Annotated in this window: 19 protein-coding genes; 15 read left to right on the forward strand and 4 right to left on the reverse strand. The window is 54.2% G+C overall.

What is annotated here, in order from left to right; translation table 11 throughout:
- The first annotated feature begins 74 nt into the window (after positions 1 to 74).
- From CPH65_RS12230 to CPH65_RS12250, 5 genes are all read left to right on the forward strand, one after another.
- The gene (locus CPH65_RS12230) at positions 75 to 977 is read left to right on the forward strand and encodes a carbohydrate ABC transporter permease (RefSeq protein WP_157747661.1); all 903 of its coding nucleotides are present in this window, start codon (positions 75 to 77) and stop codon (positions 975 to 977) included.
- Positions 977 to 1,792 (forward strand): carbohydrate ABC transporter permease, encoded by an 816-nt coding sequence (locus CPH65_RS12235; RefSeq protein WP_157747662.1) that lies wholly within the window; start codon positions 977 to 979, stop codon positions 1,790 to 1,792. The genes CPH65_RS12230 and CPH65_RS12235 overlap by 1 nt, the downstream gene beginning before the upstream one ends.
- Positions 1,789 to 4,962 (forward strand): glycoside hydrolase family 38 C-terminal domain-containing protein, encoded by a 3,174-nt coding sequence (locus tag CPH65_RS12240; protein WP_096173723.1) that lies wholly within the window; start codon positions 1,789 to 1,791, stop codon positions 4,960 to 4,962. Before CPH65_RS12235 ends, CPH65_RS12240 begins: the two co-directional genes overlap by 4 nt.
- A 10-nt stretch (positions 4,963 to 4,972) precedes the next feature.
- Positions 4,973 to 6,022: an ABC transporter ATP-binding protein gene (locus tag CPH65_RS12245; protein WP_096173724.1), complete on the forward strand. Its 1,050-nt coding sequence runs from the start codon at positions 4,973 to 4,975 to the stop codon at positions 6,020 to 6,022.
- A 167-nt stretch (positions 6,023 to 6,189) separates the two neighbouring features.
- On the forward strand, positions 6,190 to 8,157 hold the full coding sequence (locus CPH65_RS12250; protein ID WP_096173725.1) for a bifunctional diguanylate cyclase/phosphodiesterase: 1,968 nt from the start codon (positions 6,190 to 6,192) through the stop codon (positions 8,155 to 8,157).
- Positions 8,158 to 8,195: 38 nt separating this feature from the next.
- Here the strand turns inward: CPH65_RS12250 and CPH65_RS12255 are convergent, their stop codons facing one another.
- Both CPH65_RS12255 and CPH65_RS12260 read right to left on the reverse strand, forming a co-directional pair.
- The gene (locus CPH65_RS12255; protein WP_096173726.1) at positions 8,196 to 8,756 is read right to left on the reverse strand and encodes a ClbS/DfsB family four-helix bundle protein; all 561 of its coding nucleotides are present in this window, start codon (positions 8,754 to 8,756) and stop codon (positions 8,196 to 8,198) included.
- Between the two features lie 256 nt (positions 8,757 to 9,012).
- Entirely contained in the window at positions 9,013 to 10,179 is a 1,167-nt protein-coding gene (locus CPH65_RS12260; RefSeq protein WP_096173727.1) for an ROK family transcriptional regulator, read from the reverse strand.
- Positions 10,180 to 10,446: 267 nt separating this feature from the next.
- On the opposite strand from CPH65_RS12260, the gene CPH65_RS12265 reads away from it, so the two are divergent.
- From CPH65_RS12265 to CPH65_RS12295, 7 genes are all read left to right on the forward strand, one after another.
- Positions 10,447 to 11,700 (forward strand): ABC transporter substrate-binding protein, encoded by a 1,254-nt coding sequence (locus tag CPH65_RS12265; RefSeq protein WP_096173728.1) that lies wholly within the window; start codon positions 10,447 to 10,449, stop codon positions 11,698 to 11,700.
- Positions 11,701 to 11,893: 193 nt separating this feature from the next.
- On the forward strand, positions 11,894 to 12,790 hold the full coding sequence (locus CPH65_RS12270) for a carbohydrate ABC transporter permease (RefSeq protein ID WP_096173729.1): 897 nt from the start codon (positions 11,894 to 11,896) through the stop codon (positions 12,788 to 12,790).
- The gene (locus tag CPH65_RS12275) at positions 12,787 to 13,650 is read left to right on the forward strand and encodes a carbohydrate ABC transporter permease (RefSeq protein ID WP_096173730.1); all 864 of its coding nucleotides are present in this window, start codon (positions 12,787 to 12,789) and stop codon (positions 13,648 to 13,650) included. The genes CPH65_RS12270 and CPH65_RS12275 overlap by 4 nt, the downstream gene beginning before the upstream one ends.
- A 4-nt stretch (positions 13,651 to 13,654) precedes the next feature.
- A complete protein-coding gene (locus CPH65_RS12280) occupies positions 13,655 to 14,767 on the forward strand; it encodes an ABC transporter ATP-binding protein (protein ID WP_096173731.1) in 1,113 nt (370 codons plus the stop codon).
- Positions 14,768 to 14,848: 81 nt separating this feature from the next.
- On the forward strand, positions 14,849 to 15,577 hold the full coding sequence (locus tag CPH65_RS12285) for an SDR family oxidoreductase (RefSeq protein WP_096173732.1): 729 nt from the start codon (positions 14,849 to 14,851) through the stop codon (positions 15,575 to 15,577).
- A 98-nt stretch (positions 15,578 to 15,675) separates the two neighbouring features.
- Entirely contained in the window at positions 15,676 to 17,148 is a 1,473-nt protein-coding gene (locus CPH65_RS12290) for a mannitol dehydrogenase family protein (RefSeq protein ID WP_096173733.1), read from the forward strand.
- 130 nt (positions 17,149 to 17,278) lie between these two features.
- Positions 17,279 to 17,815, forward strand: a complete 537-nt coding sequence (locus CPH65_RS12295; RefSeq protein WP_157747663.1) for a chalcone isomerase family protein — start codon at positions 17,279 to 17,281, stop codon at positions 17,813 to 17,815.
- 105 nt (positions 17,816 to 17,920) lie between these two features.
- On the opposite strand, the gene CPH65_RS12300 is transcribed toward CPH65_RS12295, so the two are convergent.
- The gene (locus CPH65_RS12300; protein WP_096173735.1) at positions 17,921 to 18,574 is read right to left on the reverse strand and encodes an L-fuculose-phosphate aldolase; all 654 of its coding nucleotides are present in this window, start codon (positions 18,572 to 18,574) and stop codon (positions 17,921 to 17,923) included.
- A gap of 304 nt (positions 18,575 to 18,878) precedes the next feature.
- Here CPH65_RS12300 and CPH65_RS12305 point away from each other — a divergent pair, with 304 nt between their 5' ends.
- Both CPH65_RS12305 and fucK read left to right on the forward strand, forming a co-directional pair.
- Entirely contained in the window at positions 18,879 to 19,652 is a 774-nt protein-coding gene (locus CPH65_RS12305) for a DeoR/GlpR family DNA-binding transcription regulator (protein WP_096173736.1), read from the forward strand.
- A gap of 42 nt (positions 19,653 to 19,694) precedes the next feature.
- Complete coding sequence (gene fucK, locus CPH65_RS12310) at positions 19,695 to 21,098, forward strand: L-fuculokinase (RefSeq protein WP_096173737.1); 1,404 nt, start codon at positions 19,695 to 19,697, stop codon at positions 21,096 to 21,098.
- A 43-nt stretch (positions 21,099 to 21,141) separates the two neighbouring features.
- Here fucK and CPH65_RS12315 read toward each other — a convergent pair whose 3' ends face one another.
- Positions 21,142 to 22,194: a LacI family DNA-binding transcriptional regulator gene (locus CPH65_RS12315; protein ID WP_096176388.1), complete on the reverse strand. Its 1,053-nt coding sequence runs from the start codon at positions 22,192 to 22,194 to the stop codon at positions 21,142 to 21,144.
- A 193-nt stretch (positions 22,195 to 22,387) separates the two neighbouring features.
- On the opposite strand from CPH65_RS12315, the gene CPH65_RS12320 reads away from it, so the two are divergent.
- Complete coding sequence (locus tag CPH65_RS12320; RefSeq protein WP_096173738.1) at positions 22,388 to 23,377, forward strand: substrate-binding domain-containing protein; 990 nt, start codon at positions 22,388 to 22,390, stop codon at positions 23,375 to 23,377.
- Positions 23,378 to 23,411 lie beyond the last annotated feature (34 nt).

The raw sequence follows: 23,411 nt of genomic DNA on the forward strand, positions 1-23,411 counted from the left end.
CTCCATGGCGGAACAGGCCGGTGATGCGGCGTCATCGGCCTGAACCATCCCATTCGCTGCTTCGGAAAACCATCATGAAAATCTCCGGTAATAACTGGGTCAGCCCCTGGCTGGCCGGATCGTTGCCCGTCCTTGTTCTGGCAGCAATTCCGGCGCTGATCTTTGTGGGCATCCTGCTCTATTTCACAGGCTGGGCATTCTTTTTCAGCTTTACCGACCTGTCGTTGGTCGGCAGAAAGTCTGTTGACTGGTCCTTTGTTGGATTTGAGAATTATGAAAGGCTGTTCAGGAGGCGCGGGTTTCTTGAAAGCCTCGTAACAACCCTCAATTTCACCTTCTTCTCGGCCATTATAGGCCAGAGCGTGCTCGGGTTCGGACTTGCGGCCGTCCTGCGCAATTTGCGCGGCTCGATGCGGACGTCCCTTGAAGTGGCCTTGATGCTCGGCTGGTTGTTGCCGGACATCGTGGCGGCCTTTCTATGGTCTGCCACCACCAGCAAAACCGGCCTTGTCAATCAGGTCATCATGCAGCCGCTGGGCTTCGAGCCAATCAACTTCATCAATGACTATGCCCTGCAGGTGGTCATTCTGGCCAACATATGGAAGGGCACAGCCTGGTCGTATCTGCTCTATTCCGCAGCACTCGACAATGTCTCTCGCGATATCATTGAGGCGGCCAAAGTGGATGGTGCCAGCGCCCTTCAGAGTATCCGCCGTGTCATCCTGCCGATCATCAAACCCCATATCGGCACGAACATGCTGTTCATCACCATCTGGACCTTCACCTACTTCCCGCTGATTTACGCGCTGACGGGGGGCGGACCGGGACGGCAAACCCAAGTTCTTTCAATCTTCCTTTATCGCCAGAGTTTTGGTGTCGGAAAGCTCGGATATGGCAGTGCAATTTCGGTTGCCATGCTGCTGATCGTTGCCTTCCTGTCCCTGTTCTATCTGCGCCTTCTCAAGGAGCCAAAATGATGAACGGTAACGATGCACCCTCTAAAGGCTTGACGATTGCGCTCGTCTTTATGGCCGTGATCTGGGTCAGTCCCTTCACCTGGCTCATCACCAACGCCATCGACCCCATGGCGGATGGGCGCTTGCACTTGCCCCGACAGGTCGGGATCGGCAACTTCATAGAGGCCTTTTCCGGCAATTCGGCCCAGCAATTGCTCAACTCGCTTATCATCGCATGTGGCACAGCAACCCTGACACTGGTTGTCGCCTGCGGGTCAGCCTATGCCCTGTCGCGATTGAAAATTCCGGGGCGCAACACGCTGTTGTGGTCGCTGGTGTTGCTGCGCATGTTGCCGCCCACGGGCATTCTGGTGCCGATCTATTTCGCTGCCCAGAGCATGGGGCTGTTGAACAACTTGGGCATTATCGTTGCTCTCACGGTTCTCAACCTGCCGTTCGCCCTGTTGTTGATGAAAAACTTCTTCGACACGGTCCCGGTGGAGCTGGAGGAATCGGCGCACGTCGAAGGGGCATCCCTCCCTCGTATCCTGATCAAGATCGTGCTGCCGCTTTCCAGAGCCGGCATGGCTGTCGTCTGGTTCTATACCTTCACGAGCGCATGGAATGAGTTTCTGTTCCCGCTCTTGTTTTCCCGCACGGAAGCCTCTTTCCCCATGTCCATGGGCCTTTATGCCGCCTTCGGGCAGCACGGATCTGTCCAGTACGGCTTTCTGACTGCGTTTTCAATCGTTTATGCGGCGCCTGCAATCGTCGTTTATTTTGCCCTGCGCCGGAATATGAACACTGGCTTTGCAGGAGTTGGAGTTAAAGGATGACATACACCACACCGCTCAAAAGCAAACTTGGCCTCAATGTTGATGATGTGAAACAAGAGGGTAAGCTCAAACGGTTGCTTGAGGATCTGAACGAGAAGATCAATCAACCGGCTCCAGGCGATATCGCTTGGCACTACACCGAAGAAGATCTGTTGCCCGCAGCAGCACTGAAAGCCGATTGGCAACAATGGCCATCCTTCTCGCAACGCACGGTCTGGTCCAAGTCTCAGGGGCACACGTGGTTCGCCGCCGAGATTACCGTGCCCGAGGAGGCCGCCAACCAGACATTCTTCTTGCGCTTCACGTCTCAGTGGACCGAGCGCCCCGGATCAACCGACCCGCAGTGCCTTGCCTATCTGGACGGGGAAATCGTGCAGGCAATCGATGGCAACCATAATGAACTCGTCATCATGCGCGATGCCAAGCCGGGCACAAAACACATGTTGCATGTAGACGCCTTTACCTTTTTCGACCGGCCACTCGCCGGCTTCAAGGTCGAGTATTTCATTCGCCATGCTGATGTGGAGAGCCTCTATTTTGACTTGCACACGCCCTATGAAGTGGCTTGCCGCCTGCACCAGACCGATCCGCGCCGACATACGCTCTTTAATCTTGTTGACCGCGCCTTGCGGTCGCTAGACAGACGAGGACCGGAATACAGCGCGGCCCTGAAGGAGAGCATCGCTGAGGCAAAGGCGATTGCTGACGAAATCTATGCGCTGCAGGATACAGAAGTGCAGCCAACCATTACGGCGTTTGGTCACACCCATGTCGATATCGCCTGGCTTTGGCGTGTGTTGCATACACGCGAGAAGGGTGGGCGATCCTTTGCGACCGCACTGAACATGATGGAGGAATATCCAAGCTATCTCTTCATGTACAATCAGGCCGTCCTCTACCACTTTATCAAGCAGGACTATCCCGTTCTTTGGCAGGGGATCAAAGAGGCGGTTCGTCGTGGCCAACTCGAAATCGAAGGGGCCATGTGGGTGGAGCCGGACGCCAACATCGTCTCGGGCGAGAGCATGGTGCGCCAGATCATGATGGGGCGCACGTTCCATCAAACCGAGTTCGGCGTCACGCCGAGCTGTGTCTGGCTGCCTGACACCTTTGGCTACTCGGCCAACATGCCGCAGATTCTGGACAAATCCGGGCTTGGTTACTTCCTGACGTCCAAGCTGTCGTGGAACGACACCGATCAGCATCCGTTTGACACTTTCTTCTGGCGCGGCATCGACGGAACCGACACCAAGGCACACCTGATCACCGCGCAGCGGTTCGAGAGTGAGGCTATTTACACCACCTACAATTCGGACATGTCGGTATCGGAAGTCATGGGCTCGTGGAAGCGATATGAACCAAAGGCCGTCCATGACGAATTGGTCCTTTGCTATGGCTATGGCGACGGGGGCGGTGGCCCGACCCGGGAGATGGTGGAGCGCGGCATGCGCCTTGAGCGCGGCATCCCCGGCGCACCAAACGTGCGTCTTGAAGGGTTGAAGCCTTTCCTTGACCGCCTCGGGGCCAAGATGGATGGCGACGCCGATCGCTTTCCGCGGTGGAATGGCGAGCTTTATCTCGAGTATCACCGCGGTACTTTGACGACAATCGGCAAAACCAAACGCAACAACCGCCTGGCCGAACGCAAGATGCGTGAACTTGAATGGATGGCGTCCATGGCCGCCGTTGAGACAGGCGCATCCTATCCGTTTGAAGCTCTGGATCAGATGTGGAAGGTGGTTCTGATCAATCAGTTCCATGACATCCTGCCCGGCACCTCCATTCGCGAGGTTTATGAAGACACCGAAGCCGATTATGACAAGCTGTTTGCAGATCTTGCAGCAGAGGAGGGGCCATTCTTCTCGGCTGAAAAGGCCCTCCGGCAAGATGGCTCGGGAGCACGGGTCTACAATTTCACCTGTCTGGACCGCGATGGTGACCTGCTCGCGTTGCCTGAGGGAATGGAGGCCACGGCCATTCAATCGGGTGGCACCAGCGAACCTTTGCAAATACTGATCAAGGCTGATGGCTCCCGTGTTCAGGCGGCCCCGGTGCATGCCGTTGGCTCTCATGGATGGGCCGGTGTTGCCTTGGCTGAAGCCACCCCGAAAGAGACCCGCCTCAAAGTCTCGAAAGCGTGCCTCGAAAACGATCTGGTGGCGGTTGCCTTCAACGACAAAGGAGAGATCACATCGGTGTTCGACAAGCGCTTCCAGCGCGAATTGCTGGCAGCAGGCAAGGTCGCCAATCAGCTAGTCGCCTATGAAGACAAGTCAATGGAATGGGATGCCTGGGACATCGACTGGTACTTTGAAGAGCAAAGCTGGCCATTTGGTGAAACAGCGGACGTTACGGTTGTTGAAACCGGACCGCACCGCGCCGCACTTCGCATTGAGCGCTCGTATCAATCTTCGAAAATCGTGCAGATCGTGTCCTTGGCCGACAACAGTGCGATGGTCGAATTCGACACGAGCCTTGATTGGCATGAAACACGGACAGTTCTCAAAGCCATTTTCCCGTTTGACATGAATGTCTCGGAAATCCGCTCCGAGATCCAGTTTGGCCACGTCAAAAGGGCAACCCATCGCAATACCAGTTGGGACAAGGCTCGTTTCGAAGCATCCATGCACCGCTGGGTGGACATGTCGGAAGCCGACTTCGGGGCAGCTCTGCTCAATGATTGCAAGTATGCCTATGACGCCTTTGAGCAGACAGTTCGTTTGACACTGGTTCGCGGATCGATCTTTCCGTTCGAGGCGGCGGATCAGGGCCTGCACGACATCCGTTACGCCCTGTTGGTGCATGAAGGGGTCAAGGATCTCGCGTCGGTCCACCATGCTGCCGAACGCTTCAACAATCCGCTTCAGGTGATCGGAGCGCTCAAAGACACCTGCGAAGAGGACTTCTCACTTGTCGCAGCCTCTGCCGAGAATGTGACGATTGAAACCGTCAAGATCGCCGAAGCTGGCAACGGCTTGGTGCTGCGATTGTTCGAACACGCAAACAGACGCGCAAGCACTGACATCACATTCGGCATTCCGGTCAAATCCGTACGGATCGTCAATCTGATGGAGGAAAAGCCATCTGAGCCGCTGACACTTTCCAACAACGCGGTCACCGTGTCGTTCCGTCCATTCGAGCTTGTCACTTTGCTCGTCGAGTGTGCGTGAGGATTTAGATATGGCAAATCTTGAACTCAGAAATGTCGAAAAAGCCTATAGTGCGGTTCAGGTCATTCGCGGCGTGAACCTTGATATCAAAGACGGTGAATTCATCGTCTTTGTTGGGCCGTCGGGGTGTGGCAAATCCACATTGCTTCGGATGATTGCCGGGCTCGAACACATCACGTCTGGCGATGTTCTGATCAATGGAAAGGTCGTCAATGATTTACCTGCGCCCAAGCGGGGCATTGCGATGGTCTTCCAGTCCTATGCTCTTTATCCGCATATGTCGGTGCGGGAAAACATGTCCTTCGGGCTGGAGATGTCGGGCGCGTCAAAGGAGTTGATCGAAGAGCGTGTGTCAATCGCCTCAGAAATCCTGCAGCTCGAGCCGTATCTGGATCGCTCGCCAAAGGCGCTTTCTGGTGGTCAGAGGCAACGCGTCGCGATCGGACGAGCCATTGTCAGGGAACCGCAGGTCTTTCTCTTTGACGAACCCCTGTCCAACCTTGATGCCGCCCTTCGAGGGCAGACTCGCGTCGAACTGGCAAGACTGCATGCGCAACTTGGCACCACGATGATCTACGTGACCCACGATCAGACCGAAGCCATGACACTGGCCGACCGGATTGTCGTTTTAAGGGCAGGGCAGATTGAGCAGGTGGGAACACCCCTTGAGCTATACCGCTCTCCCTGCAATGCGTTCGTTGGTGGCTTTATCGGTGGTCAGACGATGAACTTTCTGCCGGTGGAAGGCGGAAAGCTTGCCCTCGACAACGACCGGAGAAGCCCGGATTTTCCAAAAGAGACACATGTTGTCGGTGTCCGGCCCGAACATCTTCGGCTGGCAAATTCAGGCGAGGGGCAACTGCATGGCAAAGTCGATGTCGTCGAGCAGTTTGGTGAATTTGCGCTCTACTACATCAGTCTCGACGGGGCCGCGCCTGACGCACCATTGCTCATTTTCAAAAGCGATGAGCATTGGGTTGGCAACGAAGGTGACACGATAGAACTGACGCTTGATCCAGACCATTGGCATCTCTTCAATGAAAAGGGTCGCGCGCTCTGATGCGCGCGACCCTGATGCATCGGGATCCGTCTGACAAGCTCTGGCTTTTGAGTGTCTACCGTCGCATGGTCTCAACATGCTTTCAGTCTATGAGCCGATCATAAGACATCTTTAAATTAGAATTGGTATAGATTGTCCATTCGTGTCCTCTCTCAAAGTAGTGTCGAATGACCCTTTCTATACGGCAATTCGTTGCATCGGTGAAAAATTGGTATCTGCTAGACAGGGACAATCTGAACCTTAAAAAGGCTCAGTTGGAGGCACTCTCGACACAGTTGCCCATCATGTATGCCATCATACTCATTTGTGGTGGCCTGCTCAGCTACGAATATGTCGGAATCGCGCCGGACTGGTTGACTTTTTATCCCATGCTTGCGTCCATGATCGTTGTCCTGCCTCGCATTGTGCATTGGCTTAATTTTGACGCGAAAACGGTCAATACCCGAACGGCGACCATGAAGCTGACGTCAGTCATACATTCGGCCGGCGCCATCGCATTTGCCTTTTCGGTCTGGGTAACGTTGCTTTACCAATTTGGCGATGATTTGCTGAAAGCGCACACCGCCTTTTTTATGGCCTTCTCGGTCGTAACCTGCATTTTTTGTCTGAGTGTCCTGCCGCCCGCAGCTGTCGTCGTATCTGTAATCGTTGCTTCGTCACTGTTCGTATATGCCTGGACGCAGTGGGATATGTTGGCGTTTGGCGCCTTGACCAATCTGACTCTTGTCTGCATCGGGATGCTGATCGTCTCCCGAAGAGGCTTTCAGTCTTTCAAGCAAATGGTGTCTGAACAAGCACGATCCCAGCAATTGGCCGATGTGAATTTCGAGCTGGCAAATCGCGACAATCTTACCGGACTGGCCAATCGTCGTTCATTTTACGCACATTTGGAACATGAATGCCTCACAAGCTGTGCCGAAGCATACAGCCTCGCTGTTGGATCAATCGATCTGGATGAATTCAAACTGGTCAATGATCTCTACAGTCATTTGCTTGGTGACGAGTTGCTAAAAGAGGTTGGCCATCGCTTGGATGAATTCCATAAAGTTTATTCCGATGTCACCTTCTTCCGTATTGGAGGCGATGAATTCGTCTTCACGTTCCGCAACCCTGCTTCCACTGAAGACTGTCAAACCGTTGGCGACGAGATCTGTCATATCCTCGCCCAACCCTATGCTCTGAAGGGGATAGAACTCTCCATCTCGGCCACGGTAGGGCTGGCTGTTTTTGATGCAAGCAATGACGGTCTCGCGGACCTGATGGAAAAGGCAGATTTCGCCCTGTACAAGGGCAAAAGCGAACATGTCGGCCAATGCGTCCTGTTTTCCGAGGAGTTGAACGAGCAGTTCCGCAGATCGGGACAAATCAAAAGCGATTTGAAACGAGCTCATTTCAGCGACGAGATCTGTCCCCTGTTTCAACCCATCGTCGACAGCGTCGATAACCGCGTGATTGCCTTCGAAGCGCTTGCCAGATGGCACAATCCGCGTTTGGGGCTCGTCGCTCCTGATGAGTTTATTTCCGTCGCCGAAAATCTGGGCGTGATCGGAGATATTACCCGGGTCATTCTTGAAAAGTCTCTGAGTGCGCTTTCTGATTGGCCAGCGCCCGTCAGCCTGTCGGTCAATTTGTCAGCGCTTGATGTCTCGGATGAAAAACTGATGCTTTGGTTCTACAGGCAGATCGGAAAGCGGGGCATTGCCCCTCAGAGGCTCAATATCGAGATCACCGAAACCGCTCTTAATTCAGATATTGAGCAAGTCGTCAGAAATTTGGGACTATTCAGAAATCTCGGCTGCGCTATATCACTGGATGACTTTGGCGTGGGGCACTCGAGTCTGACCAGGCTTCACCACTTTCCCTTGTCAAAGATAAAAATTGATCGCAGTTTCGTCTCGGGACTTCATAAGGGCATGAAGAATTACAAGATCGTCAAATCGCTGTCGATGTTGGCACGGGACATGGACCTTGACTGTATCGTCGAGGGTGTGGAGACCAAGGCCGAACTGGAAGCCCTTCATGAATTGGGATTAAGGCACATACAGGGCTTCTATTTTGCTAAACCCATGTCCAGATCCGACGCTCTTGATTATCTGAATGACGTCTCATCAAAGCCCAATCAGCGAAGTGCGTAACCGACATTTGACGCCTGAAGCCGGATGAAAAGATCCTGTCATGCCCGCGTCTGGTCCTTGCTCTTTTTGAGCGCTTTGATGTGAGCTCGGAGCTTCTTCATCGCCCAGTCATAGTGGCTGGACGTCGCCGAGACGCAATAGGAGCCGAGTGTTGTCGTGCCGGTCCACGTGAAGTGTTTTTTCTCGAACAGCTCTTTGTTGCTGAAGTGCTCGATCATTTCCATGACCTGCTTATGACTTGTTTCGAGCCGTCGCATGGCGTCCTCAAGAGGGGTGCCTTGATGCTTGCGCCAGAACTCGGCGTTCATGTCGCCATAGGTCTTCCAGTTGTATGGCGCTGGCAGGAAAGGTTTGTCGTCCCCATTCTGGTTTGCGGCAACCCAGTTGAGCAGGAGCTGATGCCATTCATATAAGTGAACCAGTATGTCGCGCAGATTCTTGTCGCGCGCCCAATGAGCCTCCTTGCCCACGAACCCATCACCAAAATAAAGCGGCGCAGATCGAGCGTCGTCGCTCATGGAAGCGATCAAAGACAATAACGCCTCGAACTGCTTGTCGGCCGCGTCGAGCAGCTCCTCTTTGGATTTTGGTCTGGCCATCCCGGAAACTCTTTCATACGCCTGATTGCCGCGATTGTTCCACTATTTGTACCACAGCACATATGATCTTCGGAACTGGAACCTGACGGCAGAGCTGGTTACAATTGTCGCGAAATGGCGACATCAAGACGGTAAATCTTGGCAGGCATGTCGGCTTGCTGGGAGCTGAAGAGCAACACGCTATTGCGATCCGATGCCCGCGAATGGGACGTATCAACTCGGGTTCTATCGGACTGCGAGCCTGCGGTATCTCTATCTACTTGAGGGCAAAGAAATCTCGGTGCAGCATTCGAGCGGCTCCGATGGCAGGTGCTTCGGCACCCATTCTGGACCTTTCAATGAGCGGTTCTCGGGAATTCGGCATGAGATGCGCTCTGACGCTGTCGATGACCTGCTGATCGGCAAGCTTGTGCAAACGAGCAACTGCACCACCCAGAATAATCCTTTCCGGATTCAGCATGCTTGTCATGGTGGCGATCCCGCGCCCAAGGTAAAACGACCAGTCCGCTAACGTTTGTCTTGCTGCTGCATCTCCGGCCTCATGCCGCTCGATGAAATCCGAAATGGAACGGGCCTCACCGCCCAATGACCGGAACCGGGCAAGAATGCCTTTTCGAGCAATGTAGCTTTCCAGAGTCCCTTTGACATCTGTTGGTGAAAAATAGCCCTCATCCCCGACAATGATATGTCCAATTTCTCCGGCATAGCCATCAAACCCGCGCAGGATTTCACCATCGCTGACAAGACACCCGCCAACACCGGCATCAATGAAGACATAAATGGCTTCCCGCAATTCGGATCGTTTGCCCAAATAGAGTTCTTCAAAGGCGAAGGCATTCGCGTCGTTGTCGAGGCCACAGATCTCTATATTAGGCAGGTGCGTTTGCATGAGCTCTTTGAACGACACATCCCGCCACCCAAGCATCGGCGCGCGCACGATCGTGCTATCAAGATCGACGAGGCCCGGAACGGCAATTTTCAAGCCTTTGACATTCTGTGGATGTGGCAAACCACCAACAAAGGCTGCAATCCGTTCGGACATCAAAGACGCGATCTGAGTGGGTTCAGTAAACTCAGCCGGGTCATAGTCCATGATGTCGATCGCAATCACCATGGCGCTGAGATCAATCGCCGCAAGTATGATACGGCCCACCGTGATATAAGCTCCAAGAAAGATCGCATGTTCCGGCTTTAGGGAGATTAGGATACTCGGACGCCCCGTTCTGTTCGGCTTTTCTTCGACAGCGTCGCTCGGTTCTTCAAGAAAGCCTGCCTCCTCCAAAGACGCTACCAAGCTACTGGCCGTGGCCCGTGTAATGCTCAATTCCCTTGCCAGATCGGCACGGCTCATCGGGCCCTTTTTCAGCAAGGCCTCAAGCGTTCGAATTTCGTTTGTCTGGCGTACAGCTTTGGGCTTTGACATTTTCTACTCCGAGCTCCTCCCATAGCGTCTGGACGGCATTCTTTGCAAGTATTCAAAAGAGAATATGCGTCGATGAAAGACCCTTATTGATCTCTCCCGACAAACGCAGTTGGCAGGTCCTATCGCTGCTTGACAGTAAATCAGAATTATGTTTGTTTAGCAAACAAACAAAGTGAGTGTGGAGGAATTAGGATCACTCCTTTGTTTTTTTCAGGCCTTTCGCGAGGTGCAATTTGCCGCGCCGAAAGACGAAGTGGAGGAATTTTCATGAAGAAGTTTATCACTGGCGGAGTGGCTGCCGTCTTTTCAGCGCTCGCCCTTTCATCAACGGCCATGGCAAGCGATGTTGAAGTTCTGCATTGGTGGACTGCAGGCGGTGAAGCTGCTGCCCTGAATGTGCTCAAGGAAGATCTGCAATCAAAAGGCATCGGTTGGCAGGACATGCCGGTTGCCGGAGGGGGCGGTGAGGCCGCTTCAACGACTTTGAAAGCCCGTGTCGCCGCAGGCAATCCGCCTGCCGCTGCGCAATTGCTTGGTATGGCCGTTCGCGAATGGGCCCAAGAAGGGTCTCTGGGTGATCTGAGCTCAGTCGCTGAAAAGGAAAACTGGGACAAATTGCTGCCCGGCTCGGTGAAGGAATTTGCCATCTATGACGGCAAATGGGTTGCCGCGCCAGTTGAAATTCATCGTCCCAACTGGCTCTGGATCAACGCCAAGATCTTTAAGGACAATGGGCTGACACCTCCAAAAACCTGGGAGGAATTCAACACTGTCGCCAAAACCTTGCAAGAAAAAGGCATCATTCCGCTGGCTCATGGTGGTCAGCCTTGGCAGGACACGACAATTTTTGATGACGTCGTGCTCGGTCTTGGTGGAGCGGATTTCTACCGTAAGGCAATCCATGAACTTGATCCGGAAGCCCTTGGCTCTGATACCATGGTCAAGGTTTTTGACCAGATGCGCATTATCCGCGGCTTTGTTGATGATAATTTCTCAGGGCGTGACTGGAACTTGGCGACCGCAATGCTGCTCAAGGGCGAAGCGGCCATGCAGTTGATGGGCGACTGGGCAAAAGGTGAGATCGTGCGGGCCAAGGTTGTTCCGGGCGAAGACATCCTCTGCGTTCCGGCTCCGGACACGGAAGGCTCCTTCCTCTGGATCGCCGATTTCTTTGCAGGCTTTGATGTGTCTGGCGACAAAAAAGACGCCCAGTTGCAACTTGCATCAAGCATCATGTCCAAGGACTTTCAGGAGGCATTCAGTCTGGTGAAGGGCTCCATCCCCGCTCGCAATGACATTGGGCCTGAAAAATTCGATGCATGCGGACAGCGCTCCATGAAAGACATCGCGATTGCTGACAAAAACAACACGCTTGTCGGATCTCTCGCGCATGGCACCGCGCAGACATCAGCAGTGCAGCGGGCAATCTTTGATGTGGTTACCGAACATTTCAACTCGGATATGAGTTCGGAGGATGCTGTCGCTGCTTTGATCAATGCTGTCGAGGCAGCCAGCTACTGATCCACGAAACGAAATCGGGTCCGCCACAATTCCGGGCGGCCCCGATATTCAACTAAGTGCTTTGTGGGATTGATAAATCCGTTGGCACGGCTCGAGGCTTCACTCTGTCTGAACTCTACCAATCTTGCAGCTTTCGAGCTGCGGGAAACGGATATCTGACTGTCATCTCGTTCGGAATGAAAGGGGCGTCATTTTGGCCCATGCTGTAAAGGGAGATCTTCGCGATCAGCTCAGAACACTCTTGCCAAAGCTGGTTTTGAGCCCGACCATCGCGATTGTTGCCATCTTCATATATGGCTTCATTTTTTTTACCACCTACCTGTCCTTCACCAACTCGAGGATGTTTCCGCGGTTTGAACTGATCGGATGGCGGAACTACGAAAAGCTCTTCAGTCTTCGCGCTTGGGATATTGCAACATCCAATCTCATGATTTTTGGAGGCCTGTATATCGGCATTTGTTGTTTGCTCGGGTTGTTTCTGGCCATTCTTCTGGATCAGAAAATCCGGAATGAAGGCTTCATCCGGACAATTTATCTCTATCCCATGGCGCTCAGCTTCATTGTAACGGGCGTTGCGTGGAAGTGGTTCCTCGATCCCGGCATTGGCCTTGAAGCTGTGATGCATAGCTGGGGCTGGGAAAGCTTTCGCTTCGATTGGATCAAGAACCGCGACATGGCGATCTACACCATCGTGATCGCAGCAGTCTGGCAGACATCAGGCTTTGTAATGGCGACATTCCTTGCAGGCTTGCGCGGCATCGACACCGAAATTCTGCGCGCAGCTGAAGTGGATGGCGCCTCAACATTCGCACTCTATCGGCGGATCGTGATCCCGCAATTGCGCCCTGCTTTCATGTCGGCCTTTGTCGTGCTTGCCCATATGGCAATCAAGTCCTACGACCTTGTTGTTGCCCTGACCAATGGCGGCCCCGGAACGTCTACCGAAGTGCCCGCCACCTTCATGTATTCCTACACATTCACGCGCAATCTCATGGGTATCGGCGCGGCGTCGGCTGAAATCATGTTGCTGACGATCGCCGCCATCATCGTGCCCTATCTCTGGTCCGAATTGAGGGAGAAAAAGGCATGACAGCTCAACGCTCAAATCTGATTGGCCGGATAGCCATCTATGGAACTCTGTTTCTGTTCTGCATTTACTATCTGCTTCCTCTCTATGTGATGCTGGTCAACTCGCTCAAGCCACTCGATGAAATCACCTCCGGTGGCATGATGGCGCTGCCCGGAGAATGGACCTTGGCTCCTTGGTTGAGCGCTTGGTCTCAAGCACAGGTCGGTGTCGATGCGACGGGTTTGAAACCCTATTTCCTCAACTCGATCATCATGGTTGTGCCCTCCGTGCTGATCACGACGGTATTGGGTGCCCTGAATGGCTATGTTCTGACCAAATGGACCTTCAAGGGGGCAACGCTGATCTTTGGTCTCATTCTGTTCGGTTGCTTCATTCCCTTCCAAACCGTCCTCATTCCCATGGCTCGCTCACTGGGCTTCATGGGCATTGCAGGAACGGTTCCGGGGCTTGTTTTCGTCCATGTCGTCTATGGCATCAGCTTCTCAACGCTGTACTTCCGCAACTATTATGCTGCCTTCCCGAGCGAGCTGGTGCGGGCCGCTCAGATAGATGGAGCGGGATTTTTCACCATTTTCTGGCGCATCTTGTTGCCATCCTCGGGGCCGATCGCAGTTGTTTGCATCATTTGGCTCTTCACGAACATTTGGAACGACTTCCTGTTTGGCGCGTCATTTTCCGACTTTGACAGCCAGCCAATGACGGTGGCCCTGAACAATCTGGTGCAGTCATCGACAGGCGTGAAGGAATACAACGTCCATTTTGCGGGAGCCATCATGGCGGCCCTGCCAACCCTGTTTGTTTACATCGTCGCTGGCCGATATTTCGTGCGCGGTCTGATGTCCGGCTCTGTGAAAGGATAATCCGATGGGTTTTCTCGATATCGACAACGTAACCAAATCCTACGGCTCGGTGCAGGTTCTCAAAGAAACCAACATATCGGTAGAGGAGGGGGAGTTTCTCGTGCTCGTCGGCCCGTCTGGTTGCGGCAAATCCACCTTGCTCAACATGATCGCCGGGCTTGATGAGGTAACCTCGGGGGAAATTCGCATCAAGGATAGGCGCATCAATGAAACCCGCCCGTCCGAGCGCAACATCGCCATGGTGTTTCAGTCCTATGCGCTTTACCCGAACATGACCGTGCGCGGAAATATCTCGTTCGGCATGGAAATGCATGGTGTGCCCAAGAAAGAGCGTGATCGAAAGATCAATGCTGTTTCGGAATTGCTTCAGATTGATCAGCTGCTTGACCGCAAGCCTGGCCAATTGTCTGGAGGGCAGAGGCAGCGCGTGGCCATGGGGCGCGCCCTGACCCGGGATCCCGATGTCTTCCTGTTCGATGAGCCATTGTCCAATCTGGACGCAAAATTGCGCGTGGACATGCGCACGGAAATCAAGAAGCTGCATCAAAAGCTCGGCACGACCATCATATATGTTACCCACGACCAGATCGAGGCCCTGACCCTATCGACGCGTATCGCAGTGATGTATGGCGGCTATTTGCAGCAGTTGGGGACACCGCAGGAAATCTATGACAATCCGGCCAATATGTTTGTTGCCGGATTCATGGGGTCTCCCTCAATGAACCTGTTCCCGGCCGTCTTCCGCCAAGGTGGATCAGGCATGGAGGTAGAAATCGCCAAGAAGGATGGCTCGAGCATCCGCCTTCCATTCAAGCGCGACAACGTGACGGCAGACGATGACGGGCGTTCAGTGATCCTTGGCATCAGACCAGAGGCGATCACGGATCCCGAAGCAGCGGACCCGACCAGTTCTGGCATTCATATTGCCGAAGCGCTCGTTGAAATCACAGAGCCTGCCGGATCGGACACATTTGTCATGACCCATTTGGGCGGCAAGGATGTGGTTGGTCGCTTCCGTGCCTATGCCCCTGTCAAACCCGGTGGTGTATTCCCGTTCGCTTTCAACATGGACAAGGCCGTCGCGTTTGATCCGAAAACCGAAGAGCGCCTGGCATGAGTGGACGGGACAGAGCTTTAGAAGAGTTGGGGCAACAGATGCCCGCGCGCACTAAATATTCTAACGACAAGGAAACTCACTATGTCAGCTTTTGATAAAGGCCCTATTCTTGTAACCGGAGCCAGCGGCGGCATCGGCGCGGAGACTGTTCGACAGCTCATTGCCGCTGGTGCTGAGGTGATCGCAAGCGGACGAAACGAAGAAGTCCTCACCCGATTGGCCGAAGAAACCGGTTGTCGGACCTTGGCTTTCGACCTCGCGTCTGAAGAAGACGTGCGCAAGGCACTGGAAGGTCTCGACCTTTGGGGGTTGGTCAATTGTGGCGGCTTTGGCGGTGAGATCGCGACGCCAATGGAGACAGATATCTCGGTGTTCGACAAGGTCATGACAATCAATGCGCGTGGAGCCTTGTTGGCGACGAAATATGCCTCTCAGAGCATGGTGCGACTCGGCAAGGGCGGCGCAATCGTCAATGTATCCAGTCAGGCGTCTCTCGTCGCCCTGAAGGGCCATATTTCCTACGGATCTTCGAAAGCCGCGCTTGACAATATCACGCGTGTGTCGGCGCTCGAACTGGGCCCGCACGGCATTCGGGTCAACAGCGTCAATCCAACCGTGGTAATGACCCCGATGTCGGCATGGTACTGGGGACGGGAAGACATTGAAGGCCCGTTTCTGGAACAAATGCCCCTCGGGCGCTGGGCCACAGAAGCCGAGATTGCGGCGCCCATCGTCTTCCTGCTCAGTGATGGTGCTTCCATGATCTCCGGCGTCACCTTGCCAATTGATGGCGGGTTCACCGCCTGCTGAATGTCCAACTCCCTGGCCAGAGGTGGTGATCCCCATTAGCAACCGCCTCTGGTTCCAGGTGTCTTTCCTGTGTCGACCATCTGAAAACTGGTGCAATCATGACGACCGCTCTGAACCGAAAAGCGTTGCAATCCCTGTCTGGAATACAGTCTGTTCCGTCCTATGATCGCAGTGGGATCACTCCCGGCATTCTTCATGTCGGGGTTGGTAATTTCCATCGTGCACATATGGCAGTCTATCTCAACGACCTGATGAACAGGGGATTGGGATTCGATTGGGGCATCGTTGGGGCCGGCATGCGGCCCAGTGATGAGACGATGCGCCAGGCATTGCAAGCGCAGGATTGGCTAACGACAGTTGTTGAGTTGGATCCAAACGGGCTGTCTGCTTCTGTCACCGGAGCGATGATTGACTTTCTGCCAATCGACCCAGACACCCTTCTGGCAGGCATGGTGGATCCCAGAATTCGGATTCTCTCTATGACCATCACAGAAGGCGGATATTACATAGACGCGGCCAGTGGCCGGTTGGACATCGCACATCCGGACATTCAGGCCGACGCGAACAATCCGGACAGTCCGAAGACGCTGTTCGGGATCATTTTGCGCGCCTTGCAATCTCGCAAAGAGAGCGGGGTTCCCCCGTTCACCATTCTGTCCTGCGATAATCTGCCAGAAAATGGTCAGGTGGCGAAGCAGACCCTTGTTGGGCTGGCCAGACTCTCCAATCCCGAATTTGCCGATTGGATCGATGCAAATGTGAGTTTCCCCAATTGCATGGTGGACCGTATCACACCGGCAACGACAGAGCGGGAGCGTGCGATTGTTGAGGAAACATTTGGTGTGAAAGACGCCGCCCCGGTGGTTTGTGAGCCTTTTCGCCAGTGGGTTATCGAGGATAAATTCCCTCAAGGTCGACCTCCGCTTGAAGCCGTCGGGTGTGAATTTGTCAAAGATGTTCGAGCCCATGAATTGATGAAGCTGCGAATATTGAACGCGGGGCACGCCAGTGTTTGCTACGCAGCGGCCTTGATGGGCTACCATTTCGTTCATGATGCAATGGCGGATCAGGACATTTGCAATTGGCTTCAGGCGGTGCAAACCAGAGAGGCAATTCCAACCCTGAAGCCACTTTCAGGCGTCGACTATGCGGCATATCTTGCGACAGTGATCGCCCGTTTTTCAAATCGGGAAATGGGCGATACCATTCCAAGGAATGTCGCCGACGGATCCGATCGCCAGCCCAAATTCATATTGCCAGCCCTGCGGGATGCATTGGAAATGGGACATTCAGTGGAAGGCTTCGCACTTGAGGTGGCGCTGTGGTGTCGATACTGCACCGGTGTCATGGAAGATGGTTCGGCAGTTCAGATTGTCGATCCAATGGCGGAGACTTTGGTGCGACTGTCGAACATGGCAATCGACCAACCAAGGGCCTTTCTTGAAAATGAAGCGGTCTTTGGCGATTTGGCGCGTAACGTTTCTTTCGCTGATGCGTTCGGAAAGTGGCTTACCCTTCTTCATTCGCAAGGCGTTCGTGCGGCTTTAAAGGCCTATGTCGCCAAGCAATAGATGAAAGCGCTTGGTCAATTGCGGCATGGATGCATGCAGGGCGACCAACCACACATCAACGGACCCGATATGATCCGAAGCGGGAGACCTTGCGTAAAAACCCCAATACAACCAAGCAGGGGATTTTAACGTGCAGGGACATCCCGTTTTGAGATCAATTGTTGTTTTACTCGGTCTATTGATGGCCGCGCCGGCCTCCTCCAACACGCTTTCCAGCAATGTCATGGCGCAGGTTCGATCACCAGAGAAAATAGGCGAAGCACAGGTTCGCTTTCTGGGGTTCCGAGTTTATTCTGCGGCTTTGTTTACTCAGCAAGGAAGGGCGTTTAACTGGAAGCGGCCATTTGCCTTGACGCTGGATTATGACCGTAGCTTTTCCAAAAAACGCCTGATCGATGCCTCCATTTCCGAGATGGAACGCATGGAGGGAGACCGGCCTGATCATGCCGCAATCGCGGCCAAACTCGAAAATTGTTTTCGGTCGGTTAAAGCGTCGGATCGGTTCACAGCCACGGCCACGAGCCGCAATAGCGTGAATTTCTATTTCAACGGTCGCCAGACTTGCAAGATCAGCCACGCCGGAATTCGCGAACGGCTGCTCGGGATCTGGTTGTCTGACCAATCTCGAGACAAAAGCCTAAGCCGCAGATTGCGCGGCATGAATTAAGACGCACGGGCTGAAGCGTGTGCCTCTAGTGTGATCAGGAGAGCTTCAATAGGAGCACTCCTGACATGTCGTTTGACTGCGTTAAACCGTCATGTGGCTGTAGCCTCAGGCGGTTTTCTCACGCAGGCCGTAGTTTGCGATTTTCTTCAGGACAACCTCAATTTCCGCGTCGGACAAGCAGGGAGGATTGTCGGTGATCTGCAACAGATTCACGTACCATTTCGCCAGCGTTTCCACTTCAACTGCCAGCCACATGGCCTGCGCCAACGAAGACCCTGTTGCGATCATGCCGTGATGGCGCATCAGGATGGCCTTGCGATCTTTGAGGCCGGCTTCCACCAGTTTCGAGAGCTCCGGCGTGCCATATGTGGCGTAGTCGACGCACGGAATGCTGTTGCCGCCCGCAGTTGCGATCATGTAGTGAATTGCCGGGATCGGCTTGTTCATGATTGCGATTGTGGTGGAGTAAAGCGCGTGATTGTGCACAACGGCATTGGCTTCGGGGCGGCTTTCCAGAGCGGCCAGATGAAAGCGCCACTCGCTTGAGGGCACCTGATCCTCCGCATATTTGCCGTCCGTGCTGACAAAGACGATTTCTTCAGGTTCCATCTGGTCGTAGGCAACGCCGGACGGCGTGATAAGCATGCCGCCGTCGACGCGCACGCTGATGTTGCCTGACGTCCCCTGATTGAGCCCGCTTGCATTCATTTCATTACACGCTGCAATCAGACTTTTTCTCAAGCTTAGTTCATCACTCATGGTGGTGCTCCTTCAATGTTGAATTCCGAATGGAGCAGGCACCCCATGAACTTAGGGAAGGCGTGTCATTCGGGTTTGAGGTCAAAATGACCGATTTCGACCGTTTTATCATGCAATTTTGATTTCGGCAAGCTTGCTAATTGCGTCTCTTCAACGCAGCGCCCTATAGAAAATTTGCGGCGAGTGAGAAAAATAAAACAACTAAAACAGATATATAATATGATTATGCACTTGTGTGTCGCAGAATTAACTTGCTCTTCACGGGTGGATCAGGCAATCTGTAAAAGCCCGTTTATGACTGTTTATGGACAACTCTCAGATGCTCACCAACCGCCTAAGGGACATTGTCAATCGCGTAGACCACGCCGGGTCGATCACTGTGGCGGAGCTGTCAGATCAGTTCGGTGTAGCCGTAGAGACGATCCGCAGGGATCTGCGTACTCTGGAGGACGCAGGCTATTTGCGCCGTATCCATGGCGGTGCCACCTCGCTCAACGATCACATCAGCGCCCTGTCCTTCAGCAGCCGGCAGCAGGAGAGCCCTGAGGCCAAGAGCGTGATTGCGCAGCGCGCGTTGCCGCTTATTCGCGAGGGAGACGTCCTGATGCTTGATCCCAGTTCCACAGCTTGGAATCTGGCGCAGGCTCTACCGGATATGAAGCTGACCGTGATCACGAATTCCGTTCGTATCGTGTTTGATCTGGTGTCCAAGCCGAAGATCGAGGTGATTTGCGTCGGCGGGCATTATCACGAGAAATACGGGGCGTTTCTGGGTGCGGTTACCGTCAGCCACATTCTGGATTATCACGCCGACGTCTGTTTCCATTCCTGCTCGGCCTATGACCCCGAAACCGGGGCGTGGGACAGCAATGATCTGAACGCGGGTGTGAAGAAGGCGATGCTCAGAAGCAGTCGCTCCAATGTTCTTCTCTGTGACAAAGCGAAGCTTGGGCGCGACGGCTATACACTGATCAACACCGTCGAGCGTATCGACTGCCATGTAAGCGAGGAGGGCATACAGGGCGAGGTCAAGCGCAGGACGGATCAACAAAACAAGGGATTCCATTCAAGCCCCTGACGCAATAGGGGAGCTGGTGTCTGCAGGGGGGAGATAGTTGCCATGTCAGATGAAGCTGTACTGGTCTTGGATTGCGGCAGCACAAATGTCCGCGCCATTGCGGTGGATGCCACAGGCAAGGTGCTGGCACGCGCCTCGCAGAAAAATGTGACAACGCCGGATCAGGATCATGACGACTGGCATTACTGGCCGTTTGAGATGCTGTATGAAAAGCTCTGCCTGTGCTCGCGGCAGGTTGCCTCGGAGATCGGGGCAGGGCGCATCAAGGCCATTGCCGTGACGACCTTCGGAGCGGATGGCACCTTCCTCAATCAAGATGGCAAAATGCTGTTTCCAGTCGTCAGCTGGAAATGCCCCCGAACGCTGGAAGCGATGGACCATGTGCAGCGCTATATTGCGCCCGAGCGGGTTGTCGAGATCAGCGGCGTTGGGAATTTCTCTTTCAACACGCTCAACAAATTTGTCTGGTTTCGTGAGAATCGACCGGAATTGTTGCATCAGGCCAGCCATTTCCTGTTTATGAGTTCCTTGTTCAGCCACCGCATGACCGGGCGCATGACCAATGACGCCACCATGGTGGGAACATCCCAGATGACCGATCTGCGTAGCCAGAGCTTCAGTGATGAAATCCTAGACGCGGTCACGGTGACGAGCAACTTGTTTCCTCAGATGGTCTTTCCCGGTGAGGTTATCGGGCCGCTATTGTCCAAAGAAGCCGAAGCGCTGGGACTTGATGCTGGAACGCCCGTTGTCTCCGCCGGTCACGACACTCAGTTTGCGATCTTTGGGGCAGGGGCGGCGCCCGACAGGCCGGTGCTTAGCTCTGGCACGTGGGAGATCCTGATGGCGCGGTGCGACACGATCGATTTGCCGGGGCCGGAGATTTTCAACGAGGCCTTCACCTGCGAATGGGATGTCTTGAAGGGACATTACAATCCCGGTTTCCAATATATCGCTTCGGCGGTGGTCGAGTGGATCGCCCGGACCATGTATTCCGAACTGTCAGGGGCGGAACGCTATGAAACCATGATCAAGGAGGCTATGGCCGCACCGCAGGACTGTCGGGGGGTCACGGTCAATCCGAACCTGCTCGTGGGTAAGGGGGAAATGCATCACCTCTCGCTCAATGTGGATCGCGGCACCCTGTTTCGCGCCACCTTGCAAGGGCTGGTGTCGCGCCTCCAGACTGGCATGGCCATCCTGCAGAAGGTCGGCAATTTCGAGGCCAGCGAGCTGACCCTGGTGGGCGGTGGAACACGCAACAGCTTTTGGACGCAGCTCAAGGCCGATGCTCTTGGGATTCCGGTTCATACGGTTGATGAGGCGGAGACAACCGTTTTAGGCGCTGCGATGTTTGCGCTCAAGGGGGCGGGGTTGCATGAAAGCGCCGAGGCGGCGCGTGCTGCCTTTGATCTACACCACACGACCACCCTGCCGCGCACCTGATGCGCGGCCCGAGGGTATCGGACCTTTAAACGAGCGGCTGATTCTAGATGGCTCCGGTTGGAAGGTCGCGTTGCAAGGAGTAAGGATCGTCCGCCTTGTAGATCACAGGGGTGACGGTGACCAGAGTGCCCGGTTCGGCCTTGGATTCAAGCAGCTTGAAGGCCTGTTTGATCAACTCACGATGCCGTTGCCGCACCATGTGAACAGGGAAACGCAGCAGCATGCCGAAGGGTTCGAAGTCGAAAAAGCCGATGGAGCAGTTTCGAAGATCTGCTTCCGGGATGATGGCAAGAAAGCGCAAGACGCCTTCGAACGTTGCGCTCGAGTTGATGAAAAGGCCGGCGGGCAAGCCTCCGAGGTGCGCATAGAGCTCTTTGATCTCTTGCTCGGCACGATCGGAATCGTAAGAGCAGGCGATGATCTGGTCGTCAGTGCATTGCCCAAGCTGGCGCGTGACTTCTGCCCGGAAGCTGTGGATGCGGCTGGCTGTGGCGGGCAGGGTGGCGTCGCCGCCAATAAAATAGGGCCGATGGCGGTCCGAAGCCGGACCCTTGGGCATGCTGCGCAGGATTTCCTGTGTCAGTGCAAGGGATCCCGCTTCGTTGTCGGTCACGACCGAAGGAGCCAAGGCGCAGGGTTGGTCAATGAAAACATGATCGATATGCGCTTTTTGACAGAATTTGCTGATGGTCTCAGGAGCTGCAGCTCCGGCGATGAACAGGGAATCTATGGCATAGGATGCCAGCTGTTGGACCGTCGATATTTCCTCCTCCGGATTTCGTTCGGTGGAGACAATGACCGGGCACAGGCCCAATTGTCGCACACGAGCCGAAAAGGCTTCGGCCAGAGTGGAAAAGAAGCTCGTGTAGTCCGGCATCAACAAGGCGACCAATCCGGAGCGCGCCGTGCGCAGGCCGCGCGCCTGAAGGTTGGTCGAATATCCGAATTCGCGCGCGATCGCTATAATGCGTTCAGCGGTTTCAGCGCGAATCCTGCGGTTTCTCCACGTTCCGTTGAGGGCCGCACTGACAGTGGAAGGAGACGCGTTGGCCAGCTTGGCAATGTCGTAGATGGTGCTCTTCGGGGTCGATTTCATTTGGTCTCGATTCGTGATGGCAATGAACTCTATTGACATCATATGCCAAGTTTGACTAGATGTGAAATATCGATTGTGCAATCGAAGGAGACTAATTGATAATACCTCTGTAAGGACTTGGGAATTGTCAATTTATGCATTTGCGCAATCGATTGTTCGTTTTATACGAGAATTAAAGATCTGGGAGGATCATATGAAAAGCAAACTATTAGGTTTTGTCGCAGGAATCGCGTTGGTTGCAGGCCTTGCAACGTCAGCCAGTGCGGCTGATCCGACGATGGGTGTCGTCGTGAAAATTGGTGGTATTCCCTGGTTCAATGCAATGGAGATGGGCATCGAAAAGCGCGCTTCGGAAATCGGAGTGGACGCCGAGATGATCGGTCCTGTATCCGCCGACCCGGCTCTGCAGGTGCAGGCGATCGAAGATCTCATCGCCAAGGGCGTTGATGTGATCGGCGTCGTGCCCAATGATGAATCCGCTCTCGAGCCCGTGCTGAAAAAAGCTCAGGACGCGGGCATCATCGTCATCTCCCATGAAGGTCCCGGCCTCAAGAATGTTGACTGGAACTTCGAGCTGGCTTCTGCCAAGGGATTTGGTGAAGCCTATGGCAAGCTGCTGGCCGAAAAAGTGGAAGGCGGGGGCAAATACGCTGTCTTCGTTGGCTCGCTGACTGTGCCGCTGCACAATGCATGGGCGGATGCGGCCATCGCTTGGCTCAAGGCCAATCATCCCGAAATCGAACTGGTCGGTGATCGCTATGGCGTGGCTGAAAACGTCGATGACAGCCGCTCGACAGCGCTTGATCTGATTGCTGCACATCCCGACCTCAAAGGCATTCTTGCCTTCGGTAGTCAGGGTCCGATCGGCGCAGCACGTGCTGTTGAAGAACGCCGCAAAAGCGGTGAAATCGTTGTGCTTGGTCCGTTCTCGCCCGGTCAGGGTCGCAAAATGGTCCATAGTGGCGTGCTCTCAGGCGGCTTTATGTGGAATCCTGCTCAGGCAGGCGAAGTCTTTGTAACTATGGGCAAGATGCTCGTGAATGGTGAAGAAATCAAAGATGGCATGGATATTCCCGGCCTCGGCGTTGTTCATCCCGATGTGGAAGGACACGACATCATCACTGACAACTTGCTGGAGCTGAACAAAGACTCCGTGGATGGTCTGGCCAAAATGGGCCTGTAATCAATTCCTCCCAGCTGACGTGCGGGCTAACAAG

The organism is Cohaesibacter sp. ES.047 (assembly GCF_900215505.1).
Taxonomy (GTDB): domain Bacteria; phylum Pseudomonadota; class Alphaproteobacteria; order Rhizobiales; family Cohaesibacteraceae; genus Cohaesibacter.

Excerpts from the sequence above, each read along its gene's own strand:
- CPH65_RS12275 (WP_096173730.1), top strand. The coding sequence starts at position 12,787 with ATGACAGCTCAACGCTCAAATCTGATTGGCCGGATAGCCATCTATGGA.
- CPH65_RS12305 (WP_096173736.1), top strand. The coding sequence starts at position 18,879 with ATGGACAACTCTCAGATGCTCACCAACCGCCTAAGGGACATTGTCAAT.
- CPH65_RS12255 (WP_096173726.1), bottom strand. The coding sequence starts at position 8,756 with ATGGCCAGACCAAAATCCAAAGAGGAGCTGCTCGACGCGGCCGACAAG.
- CPH65_RS12250 (WP_096173725.1), top strand. The coding sequence starts at position 6,190 with ATGACCCTTTCTATACGGCAATTCGTTGCATCGGTGAAAAATTGGTAT.
- CPH65_RS12280 (WP_096173731.1), top strand. The coding sequence starts at position 13,655 with ATGGGTTTTCTCGATATCGACAACGTAACCAAATCCTACGGCTCGGTG.
- CPH65_RS12300 (WP_096173735.1), bottom strand. The coding sequence starts at position 18,574 with ATGAGTGATGAACTAAGCTTGAGAAAAAGTCTGATTGCAGCGTGTAAT.
- CPH65_RS12235 (WP_157747662.1), top strand. The coding sequence starts at position 977 with ATGAACGGTAACGATGCACCCTCTAAAGGCTTGACGATTGCGCTCGTC.
- CPH65_RS12245 (WP_096173724.1), top strand. The coding sequence starts at position 4,973 with ATGGCAAATCTTGAACTCAGAAATGTCGAAAAAGCCTATAGTGCGGTT.
- CPH65_RS12265 (WP_096173728.1), top strand. The coding sequence starts at position 10,447 with ATGAAGAAGTTTATCACTGGCGGAGTGGCTGCCGTCTTTTCAGCGCTC.
- CPH65_RS12260 (WP_096173727.1), bottom strand. The coding sequence starts at position 10,179 with ATGTCAAAGCCCAAAGCTGTACGCCAGACAAACGAAATTCGAACGCTT.
- CPH65_RS12240 (WP_096173723.1), top strand. The coding sequence starts at position 1,789 with ATGACATACACCACACCGCTCAAAAGCAAACTTGGCCTCAATGTTGAT.
- CPH65_RS12315 (WP_096176388.1), bottom strand. The coding sequence starts at position 22,194 with ATGAAATCGACCCCGAAGAGCACCATCTACGACATTGCCAAGCTGGCC.
- CPH65_RS12290 (WP_096173733.1), top strand. The coding sequence starts at position 15,676 with ATGACGACCGCTCTGAACCGAAAAGCGTTGCAATCCCTGTCTGGAATA.
- fucK (WP_096173737.1), top strand. The coding sequence starts at position 19,695 with ATGTCAGATGAAGCTGTACTGGTCTTGGATTGCGGCAGCACAAATGTC.
- CPH65_RS12320 (WP_096173738.1), top strand. The coding sequence starts at position 22,388 with ATGAAAAGCAAACTATTAGGTTTTGTCGCAGGAATCGCGTTGGTTGCA.
- CPH65_RS12285 (WP_096173732.1), top strand. The coding sequence starts at position 14,849 with ATGTCAGCTTTTGATAAAGGCCCTATTCTTGTAACCGGAGCCAGCGGC.
- CPH65_RS12230 (WP_157747661.1), top strand. The coding sequence starts at position 75 with ATGAAAATCTCCGGTAATAACTGGGTCAGCCCCTGGCTGGCCGGATCG.